Annotated in this window: 16 protein-coding genes; 7 read left to right on the top strand and 9 right to left on the bottom strand. The window is 47.5% G+C overall.

Annotated features, from left to right (window positions below):
- Positions 1–44: 44 nt before the first annotated feature.
- The 4 genes from infC to UNH61_RS12580 form a co-directional block, all read right to left on the bottom strand.
- Positions 45–728, bottom strand: coding sequence for a translation initiation factor IF-3 (gene infC, locus UNH61_RS12595; RefSeq protein ID WP_326992348.1), 684 nt, complete (start codon positions 726–728; stop codon positions 45–47).
- A 159-nt stretch (positions 729–887) separates the two neighbouring features.
- The gene (gene thrS, locus UNH61_RS12590) at positions 888–2,828 is read right to left on the bottom strand and encodes a threonine--tRNA ligase (RefSeq protein ID WP_326992347.1); all 1,941 of its coding nucleotides are present in this window, start codon (positions 2,826–2,828) and stop codon (positions 888–890) included.
- Between the two features lie 304 nt (positions 2,829–3,132).
- Complete coding sequence (locus UNH61_RS12585) at positions 3,133–5,496, bottom strand: TonB-dependent receptor (RefSeq protein WP_326992346.1); 2,364 nt, start codon at positions 5,494–5,496, stop codon at positions 3,133–3,135.
- Positions 5,497–5,566: 70 nt separating this feature from the next.
- Positions 5,567–6,145 carry a DUF3347 domain-containing protein gene (locus UNH61_RS12580; protein WP_326992345.1) on the bottom strand — a complete coding sequence of 193 codons (579 nt, stop codon included), beginning with the start codon at positions 6,143–6,145 and terminating at the stop codon, positions 5,567–5,569.
- Between the two features lie 129 nt (positions 6,146–6,274).
- On the opposite strand from UNH61_RS12580, the gene UNH61_RS12575 reads away from it, so the two are divergent.
- The 4 genes from UNH61_RS12575 (at position 6,275) to UNH61_RS12560 (ending at position 10,889) form a co-directional block, all read left to right on the top strand.
- Positions 6,275–8,239, top strand: coding sequence for an ABC-F family ATP-binding cassette domain-containing protein (locus tag UNH61_RS12575; protein ID WP_326992344.1), 1,965 nt, complete (start codon positions 6,275–6,277; stop codon positions 8,237–8,239).
- A gap of 115 nt (positions 8,240–8,354) precedes the next feature.
- Positions 8,355–9,041 carry a response regulator transcription factor gene (locus tag UNH61_RS12570; protein ID WP_326992343.1) on the top strand — a complete coding sequence of 229 codons (687 nt, stop codon included), beginning with the start codon at positions 8,355–8,357 and terminating at the stop codon, positions 9,039–9,041.
- An 8-nt stretch (positions 9,042–9,049) separates the two neighbouring features.
- The gene (locus UNH61_RS12565) at positions 9,050–10,420 is read left to right on the top strand and encodes a HAMP domain-containing sensor histidine kinase (protein ID WP_326992342.1); all 1,371 of its coding nucleotides are present in this window, start codon (positions 9,050–9,052) and stop codon (positions 10,418–10,420) included.
- A gap of 97 nt (positions 10,421–10,517) precedes the next feature.
- Positions 10,518–10,889, top strand: a complete 372-nt coding sequence (locus UNH61_RS12560) for a hypothetical protein (RefSeq protein ID WP_326992341.1) — start codon at positions 10,518–10,520, stop codon at positions 10,887–10,889.
- Between the two features lie 654 nt (positions 10,890–11,543).
- Here the strand turns inward: UNH61_RS12560 and UNH61_RS12555 are convergent.
- Entirely contained in the window at positions 11,544–12,557 is a 1,014-nt protein-coding gene (locus UNH61_RS12555; RefSeq protein WP_326992340.1) for a rhodanese-related sulfurtransferase, read from the bottom strand.
- Positions 12,558–12,821: 264 nt separating this feature from the next.
- On the opposite strand from UNH61_RS12555, the gene UNH61_RS12550 reads away from it, so the two are divergent.
- Positions 12,822–12,944, top strand: a complete 123-nt coding sequence (locus UNH61_RS12550) for a hypothetical protein (protein WP_326992339.1) — start codon at positions 12,822–12,824, stop codon at positions 12,942–12,944.
- Between the two features lie 27 nt (positions 12,945–12,971).
- On the opposite strand, the gene UNH61_RS12545 is transcribed toward UNH61_RS12550, so the two are convergent.
- The 4 genes from UNH61_RS12545 to UNH61_RS12530 all read right to left on the bottom strand — a co-directional run bounded on the left by UNH61_RS12545 (position 12,972) and on the right by UNH61_RS12530 (position 17,653).
- Positions 12,972–15,488 (bottom strand): DUF5686 family protein, encoded by a 2,517-nt coding sequence (locus UNH61_RS12545; RefSeq protein ID WP_326992338.1) that lies wholly within the window; start codon positions 15,486–15,488, stop codon positions 12,972–12,974.
- 82 nt (positions 15,489–15,570) lie between these two features.
- The gene (locus UNH61_RS12540) at positions 15,571–15,924 is read right to left on the bottom strand and encodes a hypothetical protein (protein ID WP_326992337.1); all 354 of its coding nucleotides are present in this window, start codon (positions 15,922–15,924) and stop codon (positions 15,571–15,573) included.
- A gap of 99 nt (positions 15,925–16,023) precedes the next feature.
- The gene (locus UNH61_RS12535; protein WP_326992336.1) at positions 16,024–17,214 is read right to left on the bottom strand and encodes an O-succinylhomoserine sulfhydrylase; all 1,191 of its coding nucleotides are present in this window, start codon (positions 17,212–17,214) and stop codon (positions 16,024–16,026) included.
- A 19-nt stretch (positions 17,215–17,233) separates the two neighbouring features.
- Entirely contained in the window at positions 17,234–17,653 is a 420-nt protein-coding gene (locus UNH61_RS12530; RefSeq protein WP_326992335.1) for an OsmC family protein, read from the bottom strand.
- A gap of 108 nt (positions 17,654–17,761) precedes the next feature.
- Here UNH61_RS12530 and metX point away from each other — a divergent pair, with 108 nt between their 5' ends.
- The gene (metX, locus tag UNH61_RS12525; protein WP_326992334.1) at positions 17,762–18,814 is read left to right on the top strand and encodes a homoserine O-acetyltransferase; all 1,053 of its coding nucleotides are present in this window, start codon (positions 17,762–17,764) and stop codon (positions 18,812–18,814) included.
- Positions 18,815–18,973: 159 nt separating this feature from the next.
- Positions 18,974–21,841 (top strand): TonB-dependent receptor, encoded by a 2,868-nt coding sequence (locus UNH61_RS12520; RefSeq protein ID WP_326992333.1) that lies wholly within the window; start codon positions 18,974–18,976, stop codon positions 21,839–21,841.
- The last annotated feature ends 9 nt before the right edge of the window (positions 21,842–21,850 follow it).

Raw genomic sequence — 21,850 nt, 5'->3', positions numbered from 1 at the left:
TTCTGACACCCCGTAGTGCTGCTTTTCTATGCGATATAACCAGGCTATGCGTTAGCTTCCCCTGTGCTTTCTGCAGCAGGAGGCGTTGCTTTAGCCTTATTCTCTTTAGGTTCCCTGGGCTCCTTCGCTTCCTTCTCCTTCTTCTTGGCTGCCTTCGGTGCAAAAATGGCAATCATGCGCTTACCTTCCATGGTAGGCATGCTTTCCAGTGCTCCAAACTCGGCCAAACGCTCAGCAAACTTCAGCAGGATCAGCTCACCACGCTCTTTGAACATGATAGCACGTCCCTTAAACTGAACATAGGTTTTTACCTTGTTACCTTCTTTCAGGAAGCTCTCAGCATGCTTTGCTTTAAAGTCGAAGTCGTGATCGTCGGTGTTAGGCGTAAAGCGGATTTCTTTTACTTCGCTTTTGTGCGCCTTCGCCTTCATCTCTTTTTCCTTCTTCTTCTTTTCGTAAAGGAATTTATTGTAGTCGATGATACGACAAACAGGAGGTGCGGCATTTGGGGAGATCTCTACCAGGTCTAAACCCTGTTCATCTGCCATGCGTTGCGCATCTTCTGTTTTGTAAACGCCTACTTCAACATTTTCACCTACAAGACGTACTTCAGGAACACGTATCATCTTGTTCGTCCGGTGCTCTTGTTGTTGTTCCCTGCGGAAATTGGGATTCCTTCCCCGGAAATTGTTGTTACCGCCAAAACTTGGTCTGGGTCTTTGTTGCATTAAGAAAATTAAAATTAATTAATAATTGTCCATTTAGTCCATGGTCCATTATTCGTCCATGGACCAAAAACAATTTTTACAAAAATAAGGGGAAAATCACAGCAATAAACATACCCCGTCTACGGAATGTTCAATGTTTTATTTACCTTTTTTCCACATTTATTCAATCGGTTTGCGGTTCGCTACCTCTTCGCTTACCAGTGCAATGAACTGGTCGGGTTGCATGGTTCCGAGGTCACCTTTCGACTGTCGACGAACAGCTACCACGTTATCGGCTGCTTCCTTTTCACCGAGTACCAGCATGTATGGAATCTTTGCCAGTTCGGCTTCCCGGATCTTTTTACCGATTTTTTCACTTCTTTCGTCAATCTCAGCGCGAATTTCCGCTTTTTTCAGCAATTCAGCCACTTTTTCTGCGTATTCCTGGCTCTTATCACTGATCGGCAGAATCTTCACCTGGGTAGGTGCCAGCCAAAGCGGGAACTTACCGGCACAGTGTTCGATCAGCACAGCGATAAAGCGTTCCAGCGATCCGAACGGAGCACGGTGAATCATCACCGGACGGTGTTTCTGGTTATCGGCCCCGATATACTCCAGCTCAAAACGCTCCGGCAGGTTGTAATCTACCTGGATGGTTCCCAACTGCCACTTACGGCCCAGGGCGTCTTTCACCATGAAATCGAGCTTAGGCCCATAAAAAGCCGCCTCGCCATATTCTACCACGGTGTTCAGTCCTTTCTCTGCTGCCGACTCAATAATAGCACGCTCCGCCAGCTCCCAGTTTTCTTCCGTTCCGATATACTTGCTGCGGTCTTCCTTATCGCGTAAAGAAATCTGGGCAGTATACTCGGTAAAGCTAAGACTCTCGAATACGTACATTACCAGGTCGATCACTTTCTGGAACTCTTCCTTCACCTGATCAGGCCTGCAAAACAGGTGCGCATCATCCTGCGTAAATCCTCTTACGCGGGTTAACCCATGCAGCTCACCATGCTGTTCGTAACGGTAAACGGTTCCGAACTCGGCAAAGCGCACCGGCAGGTCTTTGTACGACTTAGGTGAAGTTTTATACAGTTCGCAGTGATGCGGACAGTTCATCGGTTTCAGCATGAACTCCTCACCTTCTTCAGGTGTGTGGATGGGCTGAAAACTATCTTTGCCATATTTTTCATAGTGACCGGATGTCACATACAAATTCTTGTTACCGATATGCGGAGTTACTACCGGCAGGTAGCCGCTGGCAATCTGCGCTTCCTGGAGGAAACGTTGCAGGCGTTCCCGCAGCATCGCACCCTTCGGCAGCCACATGGGCAATCCCAGACCTACCTTTTCTGAAAACGCAAACAGCTCCAGTTCCTTACCCAGCTTACGGTGATCCCTTTTCTTGGCTTCTTCCAGCAGTGTCAGGTATTCATCGAGCTCTTTCTGGTTGGGGAAAGTGATCCCGTAGATGCGGGTCAGCATTTTGTTCTTTTCATTTCCCCTCCAGTAAGCGCCGGCAATACTGGTCAGCTTGATGGATTTGATAAAACCGGTGTTCGGGATATGCGGTCCGCGGCAAAGATCCGTAAAGCCTCCCTGGGTATAGAAGGTGATGCTTCCATCTGCCAGTTCATTGATCGTTTCAAGCTTATATTGATCTCCCTTTTCTGTGAAATAAGTCAGGGCATCTGCCTTGCTGACTTCCTTACGGATATATTCGCTGTTATGCTTAGACAACTCCGCCATTTTCGCTTCTACCTTCTTCAGGTCTTCTTCGGAAATAGTGCGGTCGCCAAGGTCTATATCGTAGTAAAATCCATTTTCAATAGAGGGGCCATAACCCAGCTTCACGCCAGGATACAGCGCTTCCAGGGCTTCCGCCATCAGGTGTGCAGAGGAATGCCACATCGTTGCCTTACCATCCCTATCCTGCCAGGTCAGCAATTGCAGCGTGCTATCCGTTGTAATCGGGCGTGTAGCATCCACTACCTGCCCATTAATATTTGCTGCCAAAACTTTACGTGCCAATCCCTCGCTGATGGATTTGGCAATGTCCAATGCAGTTACTCCCTGTTCATACTGACGAACTGCGCCATCCGGAAAAGTAATATTTATCATACGTTTTGCTGTTAGCTCCACACTTTTTCATATGGGCTATATTTCCTTTATAAAATGTTTGCGAAGTTACGAAATAGTTCGTTAGCTTTTTGTGAACAATCGCATTGAATCAAAGGATTTTAAAAATAAATACCGGCACAGCAGCCCTATCTCAGTCATTTATATCTTCCCTTCACATTAATAATAAAATATAGTTATAAAATATAGGAAGACATCATTCAACACCTATCAATCACGTAACGGGCGCGGGCATGGGGATGCTGGCAGGATTGCATTATAACACAAAAACGTTATATACATCTTCCTAAAATTTGAAATTATAGGTAACAGACGGAATAATGGGAAACAGGGATACCTGTTTAGCGCTTACTTTCAGCGTACCATTCACCGCACTTCCCTCCTGATCGAGATAAAGGAAATAAGGGTTCTGACGACTGTAAACATTGTAGATGGAAAACGTCCAGCTGCCGTGGAAACGCCTGTCCGGCCGCTTAGGTACCGGCGTATACACTGCCGCCAGGTCAAGGCGGTGATAAGCCGCCATCCGGTAGCCGTTAATATTGCCGTAACCCTGTACCAGCGTGGTTTCTATAAAGTAAAAGGTTTCCGGCATCGTGGTGGTATTCCCCGAGCCATAAATAAATGTCCCGGAAAGCGTCCAGCGTTTATTGAGATCATAAGTGCCTACCAGCGTCAGATCATGACGGCGGTCGTATTTCGCCGGATAACGTTTGCCGTCGTTCAGATCCGGGAATTGCCGCCAGGTCCACGCCAGCGTATAACCCAGCCAGCCGGTAAACCGGCCTTTACGCTTGTTGATATACAGCTCCATTCCATAGGCCTGTCCTTTTCCGAATACAAAATCCTCCTCCGGATCGCGCAACGATGGGGTGTAACCATCGCGATACTCAATCTGGTGCTGCATATCCTTGTAATAGACTTCTGCAGAAGCTTCAAACATATTGTCCCTGAAATTGCGGAAGTAACCCAGGGAATACTGCCAGGCTACCTGCGGCTGCACCCGCCAGGTACTGGGCACCCATACATCCGTAGGCAAACTGGTGCCTGCATTGGAAACAAGATGGATAAACTGGTAATTACGCGTGACAGCCGCTTTCACCGAACTCTTATTATCCCACGACCAGCGAAGCGAGATCCTTGGTTCAAGTCCGCCGTAACCTTTTACCCGCTGCCAGCGCCCGTATACGACGCTATCTGTTTTGCCCCCGGCTTCATTTTTCGTATACCGCGTATAGGGTCCTATCTGCATAAATCCGGTGTAACGTAATCCTGCATTCAGTTGCAGCCAGGGCGATAGTTCCCAGTCGTCCATCACATATACCGCCGCCTCATGTGCATATTTCTTGAATGCAGTCTCCGGCGAGAACTTCGTGGTATCCTGATTTCCGGTAACCGTCGATGGTGTGAATGTATGGTAGATATAATTGACGCCGAATTTCACATGGTGCTTCACGCCCGGATAATAATCGAAATCAGTTTTAAAGTTGCCATCGCTGATACCTGATGATAATCGCAGATCGAAGTTATTCTGCAGGGTACTGACATGGAATTTGTAATCGTTATAGATCAGCGATGTATTAGCGAACAGTTTTTTGGTAAAAACGTGGTTCCATCGCAAAGTAGCGGTGGTATTGCCCCAGGGTATCTTTACATCAAAGGAGCGGTCGCTGTTGTGAAACTTGAATACATCCTGTCCCAGGTAGCCGCTCAGGTAAAGCCGGTCCTTTTCCGAAAGGATGTAATTCATCTTCACATTAAGATCGTAGAAATAATAACTGGAACCCTTATACGTAGTATTATTGATGAAGGGTTTCGTAATAAGATCGATGTAGGTACGACGGGCGCTGACGATAAAGGAGGCTTTATCTTTTTTCAATGGCCCCTGGAAAGACAGCCGCGAAGAGATCAGCCCTATTCCGCCTTCTCCCTGGAAAGTTTTATTATTCCCTTCCTTCATGGCGATATCCACCACAGAAGAAAGCCGCCCGCCGTAATTGGCGGGCATTCCGCCTTTTATCAGCGTGGTATTGCGGATAGCATCCGTATTAAATACGGAGAAGAAACCGAAAAGGTGGCCGGTGTTATAAACCGGTGCTTCATCCAGCAGGATGAGGTTCTGATCAGGACCGCCGCCACGCACGTAAAATCCGGCGTTGCCCTCTCCTGCTGCCTGTACGCCAGGCATCAGCTGCAGGGTTTTCAGCATATCCACCTCTCCCAGCAGCGCCGGGAGTTTCTTTGCCTGCAGGGCAGTTAATTCCGCCCGGCCCATATCCGTACTGCGTATGTTGGCATCGTGTCTTTTATCTTTCACTACTACTTCCCGGGCCTGATAGATCCGGGGCGACAATTGCAAATGCTGCGTAATATCCTTATCAAGGGTCAGCGCCATCGCTTTCGGCTCATAGCCAAGAAATGAAAACAGCAGGATATAATTGCCTGCAGGAAGTGTAATGGAATAAAAACCGTAGCTGTTGGTATGTACGCCGGAAGATGAATGCAATACCTGTACCCCGGCTCCGGGCAGGGTTTCGCCGTTGGTACTATCCCTGATAAACCCGCTAATGGTGAATTGCTGTCCCCTGGCCACTCCAAAGGAACACAGCACAAGGAAGAACAACAAAAAGGGACTGCATCGTTTCAACATACCGTTATTTCATGGACAGCCAAAATAGTGACAGTAATTTACAAATTACCGGTTATGTTACAACTACCGGTTATTTATAAATCAGGCTATCCCGGGTTTCTCCACAGGTCAGCATCTTTTCTCCGAAATAGGGATTTTTTATCGCTGCTTTTTCGCTCAGCCAGTAGGCGCCATTGCCCTCTGCCGCCATCGGACAGAATTCACGGTAAACCGTATGTCCTTTCCAGCCGGTAGTTTTTACAAGATCGAACATCATATCGGATACCATCTGAAAAGAAGACCGTTTTCCTTCCAACCCCTTTTCACCCGCCAGTCCTGCCAGTTCTGCGCTGATACTGCCCGTGATCCCCGTCACGCCCGCCAGATGGGTACTGTCCATCTGCAGGAGGTTAACCGGCAAACTATCTACATGCAGTTTCAGTAAAGCCGCTTCTGTACCCGCTTTCGAACTATCGGCAGCGGTGAAAGCCTCCGCCAGGCGGAAATATGTTTGCATGGTGGAGCCAAGGGAATCATAGAAAACCTGGTTATAGGGAGCCTGCAGGGCAACACCGGCGGCAGCCGGGGCCTGTTGATCGGGCGATGAGGGCTGATGACAGGCCATCGTCAGCAGCAGCAATCCTACGGGAACGCATACTTTAAAATTCATCCGTTATTTCTTTACATCAAAACTAATGCTTATTCCGATGCAACACTCCTGAAGAAGGCTGTTCCGGCTTAACAAAGTCCTTAAAATTCCTTAACTTTGCACGTTTTTTATCCAATTTTTTTATTTTATATGTTGATCGCATTACAGGACATTACGTTTGAGTTTGGCTCCAGGGTTATCCTGGAAGATTCTTCCTGGCATATTGAACCAGGTGACCGCGTGGGGCTTATCGGGCTGAATGGTACCGGTAAATCCACCCTGTTGCGTATTATCAATGGGGAGTATTCTGTTTCCAAAGGAAGTGTAAATAAAAGTAAAAACCTGACTATAGGCTTCTTCAACCAGGACCTGCTCAGTTTTGAAACTGATGAATCTATCCTGACCGTAGGCATGATGGCCTTCGGTAAAGCCCTGGAACTGGAGAAAGATATTGAACGCATTACGAAGGAGCTGGAAGATAACCAGACAGAAGAGTTGTTACACGAGTTCAGTGACAAGTTGCATGAATTCGAGGCGCTGGATGGTTACAACATGAAGCACAAGACCGCCCAGGTATTGGAGGGACTTGGCTTTACAACAGCTGATCTTGAGCGCCCGTACAGCGAGTTTTCCGGAGGCTGGCGTATGCGTGTGCTGCTGGCGCGCCTGATCCTTCAGCAGCCGGATGTACTCATGCTCGATGAGCCCACGAACCACCTCGACCTGCCGTCTATTGAATGGCTGGAAAGATACCTGGTGGGGTACAACGGCGCGGTGATCATCGTATCGCACGACCGTTACTTCCTGGACCGCATGGTGAACAGGATCGTGGAAGTTTATCAGCAGCAGCTGCATCATTATACCGGTTCGTACGCCGACTATGAAGTAGAAAAAGAACTGCGCCGGGAAATGCAGCAACGGGCATATGAAAACCAGCAGGACTATATCCGTCAGCAGGAGCGTTTTATAGAACGCTTTAAGGCGAAAGCATCCAAGGCTGCCCAGGCGCAGAGTATCGCCAAAAGGCTCGATAAACTGGACCGTATTGAGCAGGTGGATAACGGCCCCTCTAAGATCAGGATCAACTTCAGCGTCGATAAAACTCCGGGGAAGATTCTTTGCACACTGAATAATGTCAGCAAACGTTTTGGCGACAATATCATCCTGAAAAGCACCAGCGCCGAGATCAACCGCGGCGACAAAATAGCCCTGATAGGCGCCAATGGTAAGGGTAAATCCACCCTGCTCCGTATCATTGCCGGCATGGAAAACATGGAAGGAGAACGGGTACCCGGTCATAACGTGGTTACCAGTTTTTACGCACAGCACCAGCTGGAATCGCTGGATCTGGGCAGTGAAATACTGGATGAACTGAAAAACTTCGGTAGCGGCCGCACCGAGCTGGAGCTGCGGCAATTGCTCGGATGTTTCCTCTTCACCGGCGACGACGTATTCAAGAAAATCCGTATCCTTTCCGGAGGTGAAAAAGCACGTGTGGCGCTGGCCAAAACCATTATCAGCCAGGCGAACTTCCTGATGCTGGATGAGCCCACGAACCACCTCGATATGAACTCCGTGCAGATGCTCATCGATTCATTGAACAAGTACGAAGGCAGCCTGGTGCTGGTTTCGCACGACCGTTACTTCGTGAGCCAGACCGCCAACAAGATCTGGGAGATTGTGGATGGAGAAATCAAGGAATTCAAAGGTACCTATACGGAGTACGAAGAGTGGAAAAAGCGGATGGCTTCACAGCAACTGCAAACGGCTACTGCCAAACCCGCTGCGAACAATGAACCTAAAAAAGACAACCGCCAACAGGCAGTTCCTGTAGCAGAAGCTGGCAAAGGCGCCATCAATAAAGATGTACAAAGGGAACTGCAGAAACAGCAAAAACAGTTCAACCAGGTAGAAGGCCAGCTGGCCAGCCTGAAAGAACGTTTAGCCAGCCTGGAAGCAGCCCTCGGGGCCCCGGAAACCTATAACAACAAAGCAAAATTTGCCCAGGTAGAAAGCGAATACCAGGAAGTACAGAAATTCCTGGAGCGTGCAAACCAGCAATACGAACAGCTGTTCGAGAAAATCATGAAGCTGGAAGCGGGTTTAACGAATTAAGAAGGAAGAAGATAGCATTAAAAAGAAAAGTGAAGATTCAGGCGATTATAAGAGGAATAGGTCGCCTGAATCTTCGCTCATCATTCATCATTCCTAATTCGTAATTTCACTATATATGCAAAAGATACTGGTTGTTGAAGATGAAGTCAAAGTGGCCAATGCCGTTAAGAAAGGCCTCGAGGAAAACGGCTTTGATGTGGATGTAGCTTATGATGGGCGCATCGGCAAGGGTTTGCTTGTTGGTAACCACTACGACCTGGTCATCCTGGACCTTAATCTCCCCCACCATAACGGCTACGAGCTATGCGAGGTTATCCGGCAGAAAAATAACCGGGTACCGGTTATTATGCTCACTGCATTAGGCGGAGTAGATGATAAAATGCAGGCTTTTGAGCTGGGCGCGGATGACTACCTGGTGAAACCTTTCGATTTCAGGGAGCTGCTGGCCAGAATACGGGTATTCCTGAAAAGGGCCGGCTCAGAAACCCCACATGGCAGCCAGTATAAGATTTCTATTGCAGACCTGGAAATAGACAGGGAGAAAAAAGATGTGACCCGTGGCGGGAAAAAAATACCGCTTACCGCCAAAGAATACCAGCTGCTGGAGTTCCTGGCTATGCACAAAGGTAAGGTCATCTCTAAATTGACCATTGCTGAAAAAGTATGGGATATTGATTTCGATACCGGTACCAACGTGATAGAGGTATATATGAACTTTCTACGCAAGAAAATTGACAAGGATTTTGACCAGAAATTGCTCCATACGAAAACCGGTATGGGTTATTATCTTTCCGAAGAATAGTTCCGGGGTTGAAGATCAAATATAAAATAGCGCTCTATTACACTATTTCTGCCGCATTGCTGCTGATAGCATTCGCCGGTCTGGCATATTATTTCTCCGCCAAGTCACGTAAGGCCGAATACCTGGAAAGGTTGGAATACCGGGCCCGTTCCATTGCAAATGTAATTATCGGCGATGGCAACGTAAAAGTGGACCTGCTCCGGAAAATAGACCGGACTACCTTCCAGGATCTTTACAGAGAAACCATCCTGGTATATAACACCAACTACGACCTGCTTTACAGCAACCTGAAAGATACCGCCATTCATACCCACCCCAATCTGCTGAATTATATCCGCGAAAAGAAACTATACAGCTACGAAAGAGGTAGCAGCGAAGTAGTGGGCGTGTATTATGAAGAAGGGGGCATGTCGGTGATCGTCATCGTATCTTCATTCGATAAGTACGGATATCAAAACCTGCAAAACCTCCGCCAGATCCTGCTGGTAGAGCTGCTTATTGCTGTAGTGCTGCTTGTAGGGATCGGTTATTTCTTTGCCCGTAAAATGGTGGAGCCGATCGATCAGCTGGTACAGCAGGTAGATAGTATCAATGCCAACAACCTCCAGGATACGCAGGTGGCCATAAAAGGCAAAGATGAAATTGCCAAGCTCGGGGCTAACTTTAATACGATGTTGCAACGCCTGAGTGAGTCGTTTCATTTGCAGAAAAGTTTCGTTAGCAATGCTTCCCATGAATTGCGTACCCCCCTTGCGGCCATGATCAGCCAGCTACAGGTGGCATTGTCGAAAGAAAGAAGCAGGGAAGAATATGTGACGCTGCTGGGATCTGTGCTGGAAGACGCTGAAAACCTTTCAGATCTTTCGAACGGATTGTTGCAGCTGGCACAATCGGAGCTCCGGCAACAGGAGTTTGCACTTGGCAATGTGCGTATCGACGAGCTGCTGATTGAAATGACCACCATGCTCCGGCTGAAGCAGAAAACCTCCGGTAAGGTGGAGCTCCACTTCATCAAAGTGCCGGACAATGACCTGCTGGTAACCAGTTACGGCAACGAAAGCCTGCTAAAAGTGCTTTTTCTTAACCTCATTGATAATGCCTGCAAATTCTCCGGTAACAATACTGCCCAGGTAAGCATCGATTTCTTTACCCAATATATCGTTGTTCAGATAAAAGATAACGGCATAGGTATCCCCGCAGATGAGATACACCAGATTTTTGAGCCGTTCTACCGGGGTAATAACGCCCAGCAGATCCGTGGCCATGGCCTGGGCCTGTCGATCTGTAAAAAGATAGTACAGATCCATAAAGGCCATATCACCGTCACTTCCAACCAACAGGAAGGCACTACTTTCACTGTTATTCTTCCCCATCTGTAATCAATTCATAATTTTTAAGTGTTTTTTAATCCTTATTAAAGGCGGCTTTAATTGGCCTTTTTGAGTTTTGTATCATGAAAAACGGTGTGATACGAGCATGAAACGACCTATACCCATCATCGGTATTTTGCTACTGGCAACTGTTTTATCAGGTAGTTGCAGACAACTACCGGCTGAAGATAAGGGGAGAACAACGTTTGTGCTTAGCGACTCGATGATGAAAAATATACGGATTGATACCGCAAGGCTGGTCAGGGATGAGAAAATAGTGATACCTGCTGCGGCTGTCATCTTTGATAACAGTAAGAATTATGTACTGGTGTTCCGTGACAAGTTCAATATTGCCATTCGTGAAGTGGAAGTAATAAAAACCGTCGGTACTGTAACCTATCTGGCTGCTGGGTTGAAGGAAAATGAGAATGTCATCTCCAAAAATCAATTGCCAATCTATAATGCTTTGAAAGATTAGGTAAATAATACCGGAATCGGGAAGAAAAAAAATTATTTCGTTCCCATGGTATAGGGGGAATTCATTCTTTACACGTTAATCATATGAACTTTGGAACTTCTGCAGGGGCAAACTTAGATATTTGTATGCGAAACGGAGTCATCTTTATTAGGGTCTTTCATAGTATCCCGGGCCAAAAGCCCCCCCTGAATGAGTCTATCGGACTGGGTGTACAGGGCTATAATTGTCCTGTGGTAATAATTGATGCAGGCCTGATTCAGGCAATATCTCAAGGAACAGCTTTGAAAATGATGGTTTGATCACAGCAATGATAGTAGTGCTGCTGACAGCTCTCATGATATTCTACAGAACATACAGGAAAGCTGTATTAACCAACTCTTAACAATTGCAATTTTTTAGTTCGCATATAGGTTGATAGATGGTCATAAGAAACGGACCTGGCGGTGCTAGCCCGTCGTTCAATTTTATGATCATACTACTCCGCCCTGCCGAGAAGAAACAACGCGGGGCGGATTTTTTATTTTAATTTGGCGTTAAGATAATATTAAAATTGGATTAAAAAAACTAACGCTAATCAGCCCCTGATTTTATAATGCCTTTGGCATCTTATAAAATCAGGGGCTGATTGCTGTCAGTTAATATCCGGCTTGGTTATTAAAGTCTTCTTCTTCTTGATTTATTGAACATCAGGCCTTTGCTAACGCCTTTGCGTAATTCGGCCTGTTCTTCTGCGGGCAAGGCGTGTGTAGTCTGGCAGGCTTCGCTGCAGCATCCATCGTATTTTTTTGCGCAGGATTCGCACTGGATAAATAGCAGATGGCAGCCATCATTCAGGCAGTTCGTATGCGTATCGCATGGGGCGCCGCATTGATGACAATGACTAAGAACATCATCGCTGATGCGCTCGCCCAGCCTGTCGTCGAAAACAAAGTTCTTGCCTTTGAATTTAACAGGGAGCCCTTGTTGGCGCGCCTTATTGGTGTATTCAATAATACCGCCTTCGAGGTGGAATACATTTTTAAAACCATTGTGTAACATGTAGGCAGAGGCTTTTTCACAACGAATGCCTCCGGTACAGTACATAATGATATTCTTATCTTTTTTATCCGCCAGCATATCTACCGCCATTGGAAGCTGATCCCTGAAAGTATCGGAAGGGATTTCAATAGCGCCCTGGAAATGCCCGACTTCATACTCATAGTGATTGCGCATATCTACCACCACGGTTTCCGGATCGTTGGTGAGCTCATTGAAGGCCTGTGCATCCACATACTTACCGCGGTTATCCATGTCGAAAGTAGGGTCGGTGATACCATCCGCCACGATCTTCTCACGCACTTTGATCTTCAGCACGAAGAAAGATTTTCCATCATCATCTACTGCAATATTTAGCCTGATACCATGAAGGAAATCAATAGCGTAGATCACTTCCTTAAATGCTTCCAAATGATGTTCAGGTACGCTTATTTGTGCGTTGATACCTTCATGCGCCACATAAATACGCCCGAATGTATCCAGCTTAAAGAGAGATTCGTACAAATTGTCGCGGAAAGCCTGCGGGTCCTGAATTTTCGCGTACTGATAGAAGGAGATGGTAACGCGTTTGATTGTTTCCTGCGCCAGCCGTTGCTTCAGCTCGGCGGCTGATACTCTGTTGTGTAATGCCATATTTATTTGAAATTTTAAGGACACTTGCCTTGTGAACAAAACTTCATTTTCAGAATGGCTGCAAAGATACGGAAAAAGAGATTTTAGTCCCAGCTAAATGCAGTGGATATTATGTTCCATTATATTAAATAAAACAACCATAATAAAATCTCCCCTCCGTTAACAAATGGCTAACATCTAATAGCAAAGGGACTTTTCCGGTTGGCATCCTTTTTGAAAACAGGTACTCAACAAACAAATTGTTCATCCCGAAAAACATAGGTTATGAGTATCTACATTACTTACTTCGTTTACGCTATCATCGGAATTTGGATCTACAGACTGCTTGCTTATTTCTTTGATGAAAAGAAAGATATCAGGGCACGCAGAAGATCAGTAAAAATCTAACGGCCGGCAGATAGATCACCATTGTAGTTAGCGCGGTTTGATGAGATTTCCGAATATTCCTCCGAACCCAACGCGCACACCGACCCTGGTATCGGCCTGGCTCTGGTAGCCCGCCACAACATCTACCCTGATCACTTTCAGGATATTTTCGATGCCGCCGAATACCTCCACATAATTATTATTACTGTTTACATAGAAGGCGTTGGCACCTGCCACCAGGTTCCATTTCAGCCTGTTAAACAATGGAATTTTATTCGTCAGCAGGCCATTGAAATGATGCTCTGCATTAGCCATCACATAAAAAGGTGCAGTAGTGCTGTACCTGTAATAAGGCGCCAGCTGAAAACTGTTCAGATATTTCAGGTTGTAGAACGTTTGATTACCATTAAAATGCTGATAGTCGGGTATCTGCACGTTTCTGTCGTTGAGGAAACCGCCTACTGCAACATGATAACGGAACTCGCCCAACAGTTTGAAGTTCATATTGTCCTGTACAGAAAAGTTCCATTTGTCGAAATCGACTATGCTATGGGCCACATCCGGAATCCCTTTGGTGTAGGATATTTTGAATGTGGGATATTTTGAACCGATGGGGATTTTTCTGTCGGGCAGCTCCACGAACTGTTGCCCCGGCTGGAAAGTAAAGCTGGCGTCCACTATCAGGGCCTCGTGCTTTTCGAAAGGAACATCGGCCAGCTCGTATGGATGATTAGGCGTGAATTGTTTCCTGTCGTTCTTAAAAAATACAAAATCAGTAGTGTTCTCCAACGGCATCCTGCTTTCATAAACAGCGCCCAGGGAAAGGCGGCTGTTCGACTGAAACGTACGGCTGTAGCGCAACTGACCGAACCAGTTCTCGTACAACTTCATATAGTTTTCTTTCAGCAACAGCGTGTAAAATTCGTTGGCGATATTATCGATCGGATTATCCTGATTGAATTGTGATACGCGCTTCCCTCCTGCCAGCATCCAGTCGTTGCGGCCGAAGCGCTTGTGCACTTTACTCGTGTTACTGAAATCAATTTGCGTATAGGCGTTAAAGTGAGTATTGCTCAATCCGTACCGGAAAAACGGCGAGATACGCAGATTACTTTCTTCGCCGGTATTGAACGTAACCGTAGGTTCTACTGCCAGTGCAAGTCCTTCCACTGTGTTGTACTTCAGCGATTGGGCCAGTCCTTTTACCCTGAGTGTATGATACTGTATGCTGCTGTCGCGGTGGAAATAATACTTATGCGTAACGCCTCCCCATAGCACATCCATAGTTTTCACCCGTTTTTGTTTTTTTTGTAAGCTATCGAGATGATAACGGGAAGTAGCTGAATCTTTCTCCGCTTTTGCGATGCTGTCTTTTACATGATAGTCTTTCACTTCGGCCGGCTCCAGTGGTACCGGGCGAATGCTATCCCAGTAAGCATGTGCCTGTTTATCGAAGGCAGAATCGTATTTCAGGAAGGTATTGTCGAAATACTTAGGCGGAAATCCGGGCTGTACATTGTAATCCGAGTAAACGTTCACAAAGTTACCGCCCATTTTGAAGCCAAATTTGTTGAATGAAATATGCAATACCTGGTCTTTCACCCGCCAGATATCAGCAGTTACCGGTACATGTGTTTGCCTGATTTCCAGGGAATCCATCAGCTCCAGCTGGTATTCGCTGGTGAGGATCAGGTCGGTGCTGTGTATGCGCCAGTCGCCATCGGTGATGAAGATATAACCGGAAAACAAGGGTTCCTGTTTCCGGCGGGGTATCACCTGTATTTTATTGACGGTTCTGCCGTCTTCCACAAAGGTTCCTTCCAGCCGGTATTTGTAGTAAGCGAGTGCATTTTCAGCAATGGGAGATATATAACCGCGCGGACCCATCTGTGTGATGACCGCTGCCACGTTGTTATCGTAGAAGCTGATGATGGCGGGGAAGCTAAGACCGAAGCCACCACCGCTTTTCCGGGAGGAGATCACTTCAAGTTTGATCCTATCCGGCAGTCGTGCGGAAATTTTTGTAACGGATTCCGATAGAAATACCATCCCTTTACCGGCGCTGTCTACGCCCATATCGGTTTTATCGACCTTTTTCCCAAGGAAGCGGTTAGGCACGCCATTCATGCCAATGGTGCCTTTGATGTATGACATACAGGTGTATTCCTTCACCTGTTCCTGATAGAAACGCCGCTTTTTGATAGCAGCGCGGATAATAGCATAGGCAGGATCTTCTGCGCCGGCTTTCACGACCACTTCCCGGATCTGCATATTAACGGGCAGCAGGTGAAAATCGAGGGTTTGTGAAGGGGCATCGACGGTCAGCTGCAATTCGGTTCTGCGATAGCCTATATATTGGCAAACCACCGTATATTGACCGGGCGCCAGCTCCAGCTGGTACTGGCCTGCGGCATTGGTAGTAGTGCCGTTGGTTGTTCCTTTAATAAAGATGGTAGCAAAAGGAAGGGGGTGATCTTTATCATCTGTCACCCGCCCTTTGACCGTATTGGCCTGGCAGTGAAACGTAAAGAGAATGCAAAACAGGGCAGACAGGAGTTTTATCATGTGCTCAAAAATAACAGCCTGTAAATCAGCAATGCGCGGTGTTCAGTTGTTTTACCAGAATTTTAACAACCACGATAAGGAATCAGGCAGGCTTCTTCGAGGCTCTGAGAAAAGCGGCAGTGCTGGCGGCAAATCCCGCTACCAGTGCGCCTATGAAAGCACTCAGCACTCCTATCAATGGCGCGCTTTTTACTTTCAGGATCATCTCGCTCATGCGGTTAGCCAGCAGATGGTCGTTCCTTACATCTGCATAAAAAGTAAGGAAGAGCCATAGCACGAAAACAGCCATAAAAGCGCTGAAGAATGATTTTCCGGGAGACAGGGGTAAGACGAGGGTTACCAGGAAGGCGACCAGCGCCACGCTCCACCAGGGCAATGCTATACCTGCCACATAGGCGAGAATAAGTATAAAGAGAAAATGTCCGAAGCCTTTCATAACCGAAGCTATTGAACGAATATAGCGAAAAATAGTATAGCCATTAGCTTTTAGTTTCGAAGTATCGCAACCGGGCAACTAAAAGCTAATGGCTACGGGCTAGCGGCTGGATGCTTCCAGCGCCTGTTCTATATCTTCCGTAATATCTTTAATATTCTCCAGGCCAACAGAAATTCGTATAAGCCCTGGCGTTATACCGGCAATAGCTTTTTCTTCCGGGCTGAGTTTGGCGTGGGTAGTGCTGGCCGGATGCGACGCGATGCTGCGGCTGTCGCCCAGGTTGGCTGTCAGCGAGAGCAGTTTCAACGAATCCAGGAAGCGAACGCCCTGTTCGAGGCCGCCTTTTAGCTCAAAGCAAACGATACCGCCGCCACCGGTCATTTGTTTGGTGGCAATGTTGTATTGTGGATGACTGGGCAGCAAAGGATACTTCACCGACAGCAGGTGTGGATTGCTTTCCAGCGTCTGCGCCAGTTTCAGGGCGCTGCCGGAGTGACGTTCCATCCTTACAAAGAGGGTTTCCAGGCTTTTACTCAGCACCCAGGCGTTGAAGGGCGACATGGCCGGGCCGGTGCTTCTGCAGAAGGTATGTATTTCTTTGATCAGTTCCTTGTTCCCTACTATAACGCCACCGAGCACACGCCCCTGACCGTCGATCCACTTGGTAGCGGAATGCGTTACCAGATGAGCGCCCAGTGCTAACGGCCGCTGCAGCACCGGTGTAGCAAAGCAGTTGTCGACATTCAGCACGATGTTATGCTTATTGGCGATGTTTGCCAGCAGTTCCAGGTCGATGATCTCCAGACCCGGATTAGACGGCGTTTCCACGAAGATCATCCGGGTATTGGGCCTGATCATGGCTTCGATACTGCCGGGATCGTTCATATCGAAATAGGAAGTTTCGATCCCCCATTTAGGCAGGAATTTAGTGATCACGGTGTGGGTAGATCCGAAAACAGAACGGGACGACAGCAGGTGATCGCCGGCCTTCAGCAGGGCCATAAAACTCGCGAAAATAGCGCTCATCCCGGAGGCAGTGGCATAACCATCCTCTCCTCCTTCCAATGCGCACATTTTCTGTATAAATTCGTCCACGTTAGGATTGCTGAAACGGCTGTAGATATTCCGTTCCACTTCATCCGCAAAAGTGGCGCGCATTTCTTCCGCGTTGTCATAACAGAAACTGGAGGTCAGGAACATGGGAGAAGAATGCTCCATCTGATCCGTCTTAGGCGTCTGAATCCTCACAGCATTGGTATCCGGCTGGTATTGATGTTTGTCGTAGCTCATGGATATGGAATTACAGCGATTAAGCGTTCAGTTTCACTTCCCAGGTCAGTTTGGTATTTCCCTGACGTAGGGTTTCAGCCACAGAGCAGTACTTGTTCATGGATAATTCCACTGCACGGGCAGCTTTATCCGCGTCTATATTGCCTTTAAAATGAAAAACGATATGAGCGGTTTCCCAAAGTGACGGCTCTTTTCCTTTCTCTCTTTCTGCTTCAATTTCGATGCGGAAATCGGTCACTTCCTGGCGTTGTTTCTTAAGGATCATCAGTACATCTATGGCAGAACAGCCGCCCAGGCCCATGATCACCATTTGCATGGGGCGTACGCCATTATTTTTACCACCGTTTTCCTCGGATGAATCCATCAGTACTTTATGACCGCCTTCGTCTACTGCTTCCATATTAAAGCCATCGTCTACTCGTTGTAATGCTATCTTCATGATTGTTGTGTTTCTGCAACAAAGATAAAATAAAAGCAGCAGGAATTTATACCTGCCGGAGGGGCTCCGGAAGGAGCTATTGGAATTTTTAATTCCAATATTGTAGTTTTGCGCAAATTCAAAGAAGCATTGTCGGCAAAGGTATTTCACAGCAAAGCAGCGTTCCGGTTAGAGTCCGGGCAGGTATTACCGGAATTACATATCGCCTATCATACATATGGTACGATGAACGAGGATGGCAGTAACGTAATATGGGTATGTCATGCCCTGACTGCAAACAGTGATGTAGCCGACTGGTGGACGGGCCTTATAGGCGATGGCCGGGTGATAGATCCGTCCAGGCATTTCATTGTATGTGCGAATATCCTTGGTTCCTGCTACGGCAGCAGCGGTCCACATACGGTGAACCCTGAAACGGGTAGTCCGTGGTACCGTCAGTTTCCGGCTATCACCATCCGCGACATGGTGCAGGCGCACATGCTGCTGCGGCAACATCTGCGGATTCCGCAGATCCGGCTGCTGATAGGAGGTTCCATGGGTGGATATCAGGCGCTGGAATGGGCATTGATGGAACCGGAAGTAATCGGCCGTCTGTTCCTGCTGTGTACGGGAGCCGCGGAAAGTGCCTGGGGCATTGCGATTCACACTGCGCAGCGACTGGCAATAGAGGCTGATGATACCTGGCAGGATAACAGCCCCGGCGCCGGCGCAAAGGGCCTCAAGGCAGCCAGGGCCATCGGTATGCTCACCTACCGGAACTATCAGACTTTCGTACGCGCTCAATCCGATGAAGACAAAGAGAAAACCGACAATTTCCGGGCATCTTCCTATATCAACTACCAGGGCGATAAACTGGTAAAACGTTTCAATGCCCAATCGTACTGGTTGCTGAGTAAGGCCATGGACAGTCATAATATTGCCCGGGGCCGGCATGAAAACATTACCACTACCCTTTCACATATTCATGCGCCTACACTGCTGATAGGCATCAGCAGCGATATCCTCTGCCCGCCTGAAGAACAGCAGTTCATGGCGGCTCATCTTCCTAACGCTACTTATCATGAAATTGATTCCACTTACGGACATGATGGGTTCCTGATAGAATTCGAAAAGATCGGAAATATCCTGCGGGGATGGATGGAAACCACCGTTAACTGCTAACCACCGCCCTCCTGCTGTTTGCGCTACTATGGCCCGTTTCCGGACGGCGCCGTACGAATTTGTCATTCTCCACATTATTTCCCCATCCAATTTTTTTATAATTAATTTTCGGTATATTTAGTTGAACCAAGTCTAAACCCTTTTAAAACTCCACCGAGTATGAGAAGCATTCTATTAAAAGCCCTATTTGGCTGTCTGGTGCTTTTATTGTCCCTTACCGGGCTGGTACTTGCTCAGTCGACCGTCACGATCAATGGTATTGTACATGAAAAAGGAACCGGCAACGTCATGCCTGGTGTTACAGTAAGTATCAAAGGCGCCACCGCAGGCACCATCACAGGCAGTGGCGGCGTTTTCAGTCTTAAGACCAACCACTCCTTTCCCCTGACACTGGTATTTTCTTACGTAGGTTACAAAACCACAGAGCAGCAAGTGAGTGCTGCTACGGATAAAATATCGGTAGAACTCAGCTCCACGGAGATCATTGGCCAGGAAGTGGTGGTGGCAGCCAGTCGCGTACAGGAAAGCATTCTGCAATCGCCGGTATCTATTGAAAAGCTGGATGCCAGGGCTATCAAAGCCTCTCCTGCTGCTTCTTTCTACGATGCTATTGGTAATCTGAAAGGCGTAGAAATGAGTACCCAGAGCCTTACCTTCAAATCAGTAAATACACGTGGCTTCAACAGCAACGGTAATACGCGTGTACTGCAGCTGAATGATGGTATGGATAATCAGGCGCCGGGCCTTAACTTTTCCGTAGCCAACATGGTAGGCATTCCTGAACTGGATCTGGATAATGTGGAGTTGATCCCCGGAGCAGCATCCGCACTGTACGGGCCTAACGCACTGAATGGGATCGTGCTGATGACCAGTAAAAATCCTTTCCAGTACCAGGGCCTGAGCGCCCTTGTGAAAACCGGCTTTCTGAACGACAACGGACGTACTACTGCCACCACGGGTTTCTATGATGTATCAGTAAGGTATGCACATGCCTTCAATGATAAAGTAGCATTCAAACTTAATGTGGGTTACCTCCAGGCGAAAGACTGGCAGGCCTACGACAAAAGAGACCAGAGCCTTGCCAACGGCCACACGCTGGCAGATGGCACCAGGGCTAACAATGAAGGCTATAACGGGGTGAACACCTATGGAGATGAGTTTTCCCAGAATATGTACGCGGCATTGCAAGGCTCCCTGATGCCCCAGCTGAATCAGCTGGCAGCCGCTGTAGGGAATGCGGTAACTGCGCAACAGATGTACAACGCTATACTCCCGGCACCGAATATGTCGACCGTTACGCGTACCGGCTACAATGAAGCGGATGTGGTGGACTATACAACCAAAAACCTCAAACTGAATGCTGCACTCCATTACCGGTTTACAGAAAAGCTGGAAGGTATTGTGCAAGGCAGCTACGGTGCAGGAACTTCAGTATATACAGGAGCGGATCGCTATTCCTTAAAAAACTTCAACATGGGTCAGTACAAGCTGGAATTACGGCATCCTGATTTCTATGTAAGATTATATACTACACAGGAAAGATCCGGCGACAGCTACGCCGGTGGTACACTGGCTTCCGGCATCAATGAAGCCTGGAAAAGCAGCCAGCAGTGGTATACCGATTATTTCGGGGCCTATGGCAAAGGCGCCGGAACATTGTTCGCACAAACTTTCCAGGGTGCGCTTCAGCAGGGAAAGAGCCCGGCAGATGCCATGAGCGCGGCTTCCGCAGCGGTAGCTTCCCAGCGCGGTGCATTCATCAGCGGCGCCCGGCAATATGCCGACCAGGGCCGGCTGATACCCGGTACGCCTGAATTCAATGCAGCAGCAGATAAAGTGAAAAGCAAGCCTATTCCTGGTGATGCTTCCGGTGTTGGCGCTAAATTCACGGATAAAACCAATCTGTACCAGGCAGAGTTTATGTACAACTTTCATAACCTGATCCATTTCGCAGAGATATTGGTGGGCGCTAACTACCGCCGCTATGTATTAAATTCTGAAAAAACGCTGTTTGCGCTGGACGATGCCGGCAAAGAGTTCCGTATCAACGAATATGGCGGGTACGTACAGGTGATGAAAAAACTGATCGACGATCACCTGAAACTCACTGGTTCTATTCGTTACGACAAGAACATGAATTTCAAGGGGCAGTTCAGTCCACGTATTTCAGCCGTGTATACTTTCCTGAACAGCCACAACATCCGCCTGTCTTACCAAACCGGCTTCCGTATTCCTACCAACCAGGATCAGTATATAGACCTTGTGACGCCACAGGCGCATCTGATCGGAGGTTTACCGTTCCTGCGTGAACGTTACGGACTGGACAAAGGACCGGTATTCTCGCTGCAATCTGTACAGGCGGGCAATCCTCAGCAGTATACCTTCAGCGAATTCAAACCTGAAAGGATACAGGCCTACGAAGTGGGATACAAAGCGGTGATTGCAGAAAGGGTGCTGATTGATGCCTACATCTATAAAAATGATTTCAAAAATATGAATGGCATTCAGGTGTTGGTACAACCTACCACTACGCCTGGAAAGAACAATATCTTTTCTATTCCTGTAAGTGCACAACAAACTGTAAAATCCTGGGGATGGGCGCTGGGACTCGATTACAGCCTGCCATTGAATTTCACGGCAGGTGGAAATATTTCTTATAACGAACTCTCCAACGGCAAGGATCTGGGTACTTTCCTCGCGATGTATAATACGCCAAAAGTAAGATACAGTCTGAATTTCGGTAACCGCAACATTGCGAATTCGAACTTTGCTTTCAACATTCTTTGGAAGTGGCAGCAATCGTTCATCTGGCAGTCTTCTTTTGTAGGACCGAATGTGAACGTGGCCGGGCTGAGCGAAATACCTGCGTTTGGAACACTGGATGCCATGGTCAGCAAATTCTTCCCGAAAGCAAAAACTACCGTGAAGCTGGGAGGTGTGAATATATTGAATAAGAAGTACACGCAATCGTGGGGTAACCCTACGATTGGTTCCCAGTGGTATATTTCACTGGGGTATAATTTGTAGCAGCCAGCA

Origin of the sequence: Chitinophaga sp. 180180018-3 (assembly GCF_037893185.1) — a bacterium.
GTDB lineage: Bacteria > Bacteroidota > Bacteroidia > Chitinophagales > Chitinophagaceae > Chitinophaga.
This window is presented reverse-complemented; position numbering and strand designations above follow the sequence as displayed.

Bases quoted from the DNA above. Each gene is read 5' to 3' on its own strand.
- UNH61_RS12540 (WP_326992337.1), bottom strand. From the start codon at position 15,924: ATGAAAGGCTTCGGACATTTTCTCTTTATACTTATTCTCGCCTATGTG.
- UNH61_RS12535 (WP_326992336.1), bottom strand. From the start codon at position 17,214: ATGAGCTACGACAAACATCAATACCAGCCGGATACCAATGCTGTGAGG.
- UNH61_RS12570 (WP_326992343.1), top strand. From the start codon at position 8,355: ATGCAAAAGATACTGGTTGTTGAAGATGAAGTCAAAGTGGCCAATGCC.
- infC (WP_326992348.1), bottom strand. From the start codon at position 728: ATGCAACAAAGACCCAGACCAAGTTTTGGCGGTAACAACAATTTCCGG.
- UNH61_RS12580 (WP_326992345.1), bottom strand. From the start codon at position 6,145: ATGAATTTTAAAGTATGCGTTCCCGTAGGATTGCTGCTGCTGACGATG.
- UNH61_RS12575 (WP_326992344.1), top strand. From the start codon at position 6,275: ATGTTGATCGCATTACAGGACATTACGTTTGAGTTTGGCTCCAGGGTT.
- UNH61_RS12520 (WP_326992333.1), top strand. From the start codon at position 18,974: ATGAGAAGCATTCTATTAAAAGCCCTATTTGGCTGTCTGGTGCTTTTA.
- UNH61_RS12555 (WP_326992340.1), bottom strand. From the start codon at position 12,557: ATGGCATTACACAACAGAGTATCAGCCGCCGAGCTGAAGCAACGGCTG.
- UNH61_RS12585 (WP_326992346.1), bottom strand. From the start codon at position 5,496: ATGTTGAAACGATGCAGTCCCTTTTTGTTGTTCTTCCTTGTGCTGTGT.
- thrS (WP_326992347.1), bottom strand. From the start codon at position 2,828: ATGATAAATATTACTTTTCCGGATGGCGCAGTTCGTCAGTATGAACAG.
- UNH61_RS12560 (WP_326992341.1), top strand. From the start codon at position 10,518: ATGAAACGACCTATACCCATCATCGGTATTTTGCTACTGGCAACTGTT.
- UNH61_RS12550 (WP_326992339.1), top strand. From the start codon at position 12,822: ATGAGTATCTACATTACTTACTTCGTTTACGCTATCATCGGAATTTGG.
- UNH61_RS12545 (WP_326992338.1), bottom strand. From the start codon at position 15,488: ATGATAAAACTCCTGTCTGCCCTGTTTTGCATTCTCTTTACGTTTCAC.
- UNH61_RS12530 (WP_326992335.1), bottom strand. From the start codon at position 17,653: ATGAAGATAGCATTACAACGAGTAGACGATGGCTTTAATATGGAAGCA.